This window comes from Flavobacterium sp. (genome assembly GCF_044369455.1).
In the GTDB taxonomy this organism is placed as follows: Bacteria; Bacteroidota; Bacteroidia; order Flavobacteriales; family Flavobacteriaceae; genus Flavobacterium.
In genome coordinates, this window is the sequence record NZ_JBIPLW010000085.1 from 1 (window position 1) to 3,151 (window position 3,151).

Here is a 3,151-nt window from a genome sequence, read left to right on the forward strand (position 1 = left end):
CCTCGATCATCTTCTCGAGGGTGGCGATATGCGCGGTCAGCGTCTCTTTCGAGGGATCCTTCGTGTAGCGATAGAGGCTGGACGAGTAATCACCCCAGAAGTACCCCGCCTCCGTGACGGTGGCACAGCCCGTCAGGAGTACCAGGAGGAGCCCGGCCAGAAAGCCGCTTCGAAGCGTCCTCATTGGAGCCGCACCTCCCGTACCTGACCGCGACCGATGTACAGGGTCTCGTCGAAGAGCACTGTGCCCCCGCGGACTACCCGAACACGATGGGTCCCCGGGTCGACCGTGACGGCCACCCGCTCGAGCCGCTCGTCGTCCTTGTCAGCAGCCCCGAGCACCCCCATCCGATAGGCCACGAGGTCCTCCCGCCGCACGGTGGTCTTGAATGAACCGCCGATCGATATGGTTGTGCCGACCAGCGTCGGACCCAAGACCACGATCTCGGTCTTCTCAGGCGCGGCGGTCACGAGTTGCTGTTGAGCGCCGCAGCCCGCCAGGAATACCAGTGCCAATATCGCAAGCATCGATTTCATGACGGGCTCCGTGTCACTGATCGGAGAGGTAGTAGTCGCCGAGCGGTCTCGTGATCTCGCCCGAGACGACGCTGACGAAGGAGAGCTCGTTGAATTCATCCTCGCCGAACGAGGAGATGACCTGGACTTCGGCGACCCGCCGCCCGGGAAGCGTGACCATTGCGCCCGTCTGGGGGTTCTTGATCCGTTCGCCGATCAGATAGACGAACAGCCGCAGCCCCGGCGTGATGCCCTGGCGCTTGCCACCCGACATGATGAACTGGCCATCCTGCTTCGAGAGCAGGAACGACTGCCAAGGCTTGTTCGTCATGGTCTCGACGAGCCGACTGGTCACCTCGGAGATAGCGGCCGAGATGGCCTTGTCGGTCAGGCTTTGGTCATAACCCGCGCTCGCACCGACACCCATTGTGGTCTTCGCTTCAGACGTCGCTCGTCCAGCACCCTCGGTAGCCGAGACGATCCGGCCGCTCGCGACCTCGATGAGGCGCACGTTCACCTTTGCATACGCTTCTTGGGTCTTCGTCCGCTGGAAGATGCCGGACTCACTTTGAGTAGAACGACCGAACTCGCTGACGGAGCCAACGATGAGGTAGTCGACGGCGACCCCGTCTTCCTTCAACCCAGCCAGCATCTTTTCGGTGGAAACCTCATCCGAGTCCTGGCGCTCGAACATCAGGAACTTGCCGGTATCGGTCAGTCGAGCGCTGAGGATGTCCGCTGCCTGCTTGCCGATCCGGTCGCCGGAGGCGTCGACGAGGAACGAGGTGCCGGACTGGGTTTCGTTCGAGAAGCGCGCGATGGCGATCTTCCTTTTCAGGCCAACAGCCGGGGCGGCTGCCGGCGCCGACTGCGCTCGCGCGTCCATCGTGGCTTGGGCGTAGGCGGTCGGCGTCCAGAGAAAGCCGCCAAGGGCAATGAGGCAAAGTGCCGCTCTGTATCTCAGTGGATCTACAGGCATTTTCTACTCCCGCGCATGGGAACCGGTCGAAATGGGTGGTCGCGGGAGGAAGCGTGCGCCTGCGCAGGCTCAAAAATTGAGCTTGGAAAAAGATTTCCTTGCGGTGCGGCTCAGTAGGGATGCGGGATCCTTTCCAGTTCCCACGCATCCCCGAACAGTTCAGCAATGAGATGCCGGTCGGCGGGGTCCGACCATCGAAGATCACGGATGACGCCAGGACCGGGCGGATCGAGGTGCCGATGTACCCCGATGTCCAGGGCGCGCGGCACGCCACCCTCGATCGCGAGCACCTCCGGCCGGGCGTCGTCGCCATTGACATTGATGGCCCAGACGCGGCCGTCGTAGTGCGACGTCACAGCGCGCACTCGGGTGTGGCCCACGACGATGCGCTGCGCACCGTAGCGCGCCAGGATCGCATCGACCTCGCGCTTGGTTGCAAGCGGATCGCGCGGCTGCGCCGACAGATAGCCGCGATACTGCGTCAACCCGGACCATCCGAAGACCGCATCCGTCGCTGCGTCGGTCGAGCGCCGGACCCAGTAGTCACGGGCAGTCTTGTTGAGCGTGGCGATGTCGAATCCCTGTGACGCTATCCGCGGGCTCACACCGCCATGCACAAAGAGCGTATCGCCAAGCTTCAACATCACCGGTTGGCGGCGCAACCACTCGCCGATGACCGTATCGGGCGCGAAAGACTCGCGTAATCCGCCCATACGCCGCAGCGCATGACGATGATCTTCGTGCGCTTGGGTGAGCAACCCCTTCAAGACATACTGCTCGTGGTTGCCGATCACGACATGGACCGCGCCGCCCGCAGCCGACGCCTCGCCAGCCAAGCGGTACAGCGTCCAGAGAACACGGAACACCTCGCGCCCCCGATCGACCGAGTCGCCGAGCACTACCAGATGACCGCGACCGAATGTCCAGCCGCCATCCTCGTCCGTGATGCCAAGCTGCCGCAGCGCCGCGTCGAGGAACCGCGCGTTGCCTTCGAGGTCGCTGAGCGCGATCACGCGCTCGGGCATCGGCGCGATCGGCGCCGCAGTCACAACCGGGGCAAGCGGAAGGCGATGCGTCTTTCCTGCGCAGACGATAACAAGTGTATCGCCGCGACCCTCTGACGCGCCGATGCGATCCTCGCAGAACCAGCGCGCCGACCAGGCGTCCGCGCCTGTCCGCTGCACCACAGGACCATCGAGGAAGCCGCGGACGGACACCGTATCGCCGGTACCCGAGAAGATATTGGCGCGTATGCCTCCGAAGGGCGCGAGGGGCACCAGCCAATAGCGATGGACGCCGGTCGGCCCGACTTCGACCTGCGATCGGGCGAGTCCGACGAGGAGATAGATGACGAAAAGCAGGAATGCGGCGGCAAGGACCTTGGCCAGCCGGAAAAGCCAGAACATAAGAGGGCCGCGTCCGCGCATCTTCTGGGCTCGAGCACGAGGTCGCTCAACTATATCTGAACTTGCGGGGTCCCCTTGGCGGTTCGATTCACAGCGCTCTGGTTCGGCGCCCTCTACTCCAACCCCTCATACCGCACATTCATGCCGTGCCCGCGCCACAGCGGGACGGCGGGCTCGCCGTCGGCTTTGAACGGTTGGTCGGCGCTGGCGATCCCCACTCTTGCGAAATGCCCGATCGTGCTGGTCTGGG

General features: G+C 63.9%; 4 protein-coding genes. All 4 read right to left on the bottom strand.

Going from position 1 to position 3,151, the window contains the following annotated elements; all coding sequences use genetic code 11:
• Window positions 1-184, bottom strand: a 184-nt coding sequence (locus ACIQ2L_RS14600; protein ID WP_396160135.1) for a hypothetical protein, incomplete at its 3' end; no start/stop codon positions are given.
• Window positions 181-537 carry a hypothetical protein gene (locus tag ACIQ2L_RS14605; RefSeq protein WP_396160137.1) on the bottom strand — a complete coding sequence of 119 codons (357 nt, stop codon included), beginning with the start codon at window positions 535-537 and terminating at the stop codon, window positions 181-183. The genes ACIQ2L_RS14600 and ACIQ2L_RS14605, both read right to left, overlap by 4 nt.
• A 13-nt stretch (window positions 538-550) precedes the next feature.
• Window positions 551-1,495 (bottom strand): CsgG/HfaB family protein, encoded by a 945-nt coding sequence (locus tag ACIQ2L_RS14610; protein ID WP_396160139.1) that lies wholly within the window; start codon window positions 1,493-1,495, stop codon window positions 551-553.
• A gap of 110 nt (window positions 1,496-1,605) precedes the next feature.
• The gene (locus ACIQ2L_RS14615) at window positions 1,606-2,901 is read right to left on the bottom strand and encodes a metallophosphoesterase (protein ID WP_396160141.1); all 1,296 of its coding nucleotides are present in this window, start codon (window positions 2,899-2,901) and stop codon (window positions 1,606-1,608) included.
• Window positions 2,902-3,151 lie beyond the last annotated feature (250 nt).

Excerpts from the sequence above, each read along its gene's own strand:
- ACIQ2L_RS14605 (WP_396160137.1), bottom strand. The coding sequence starts at position 537 with ATGAAATCGATGCTTGCGATATTGGCACTGGTATTCCTGGCGGGCTGC.
- ACIQ2L_RS14610 (WP_396160139.1), bottom strand. The coding sequence starts at position 1,495 with ATGCCTGTAGATCCACTGAGATACAGAGCGGCACTTTGCCTCATTGCC.
- ACIQ2L_RS14615 (WP_396160141.1), bottom strand. The coding sequence starts at position 2,901 with ATGTTCTGGCTTTTCCGGCTGGCCAAGGTCCTTGCCGCCGCATTCCTG.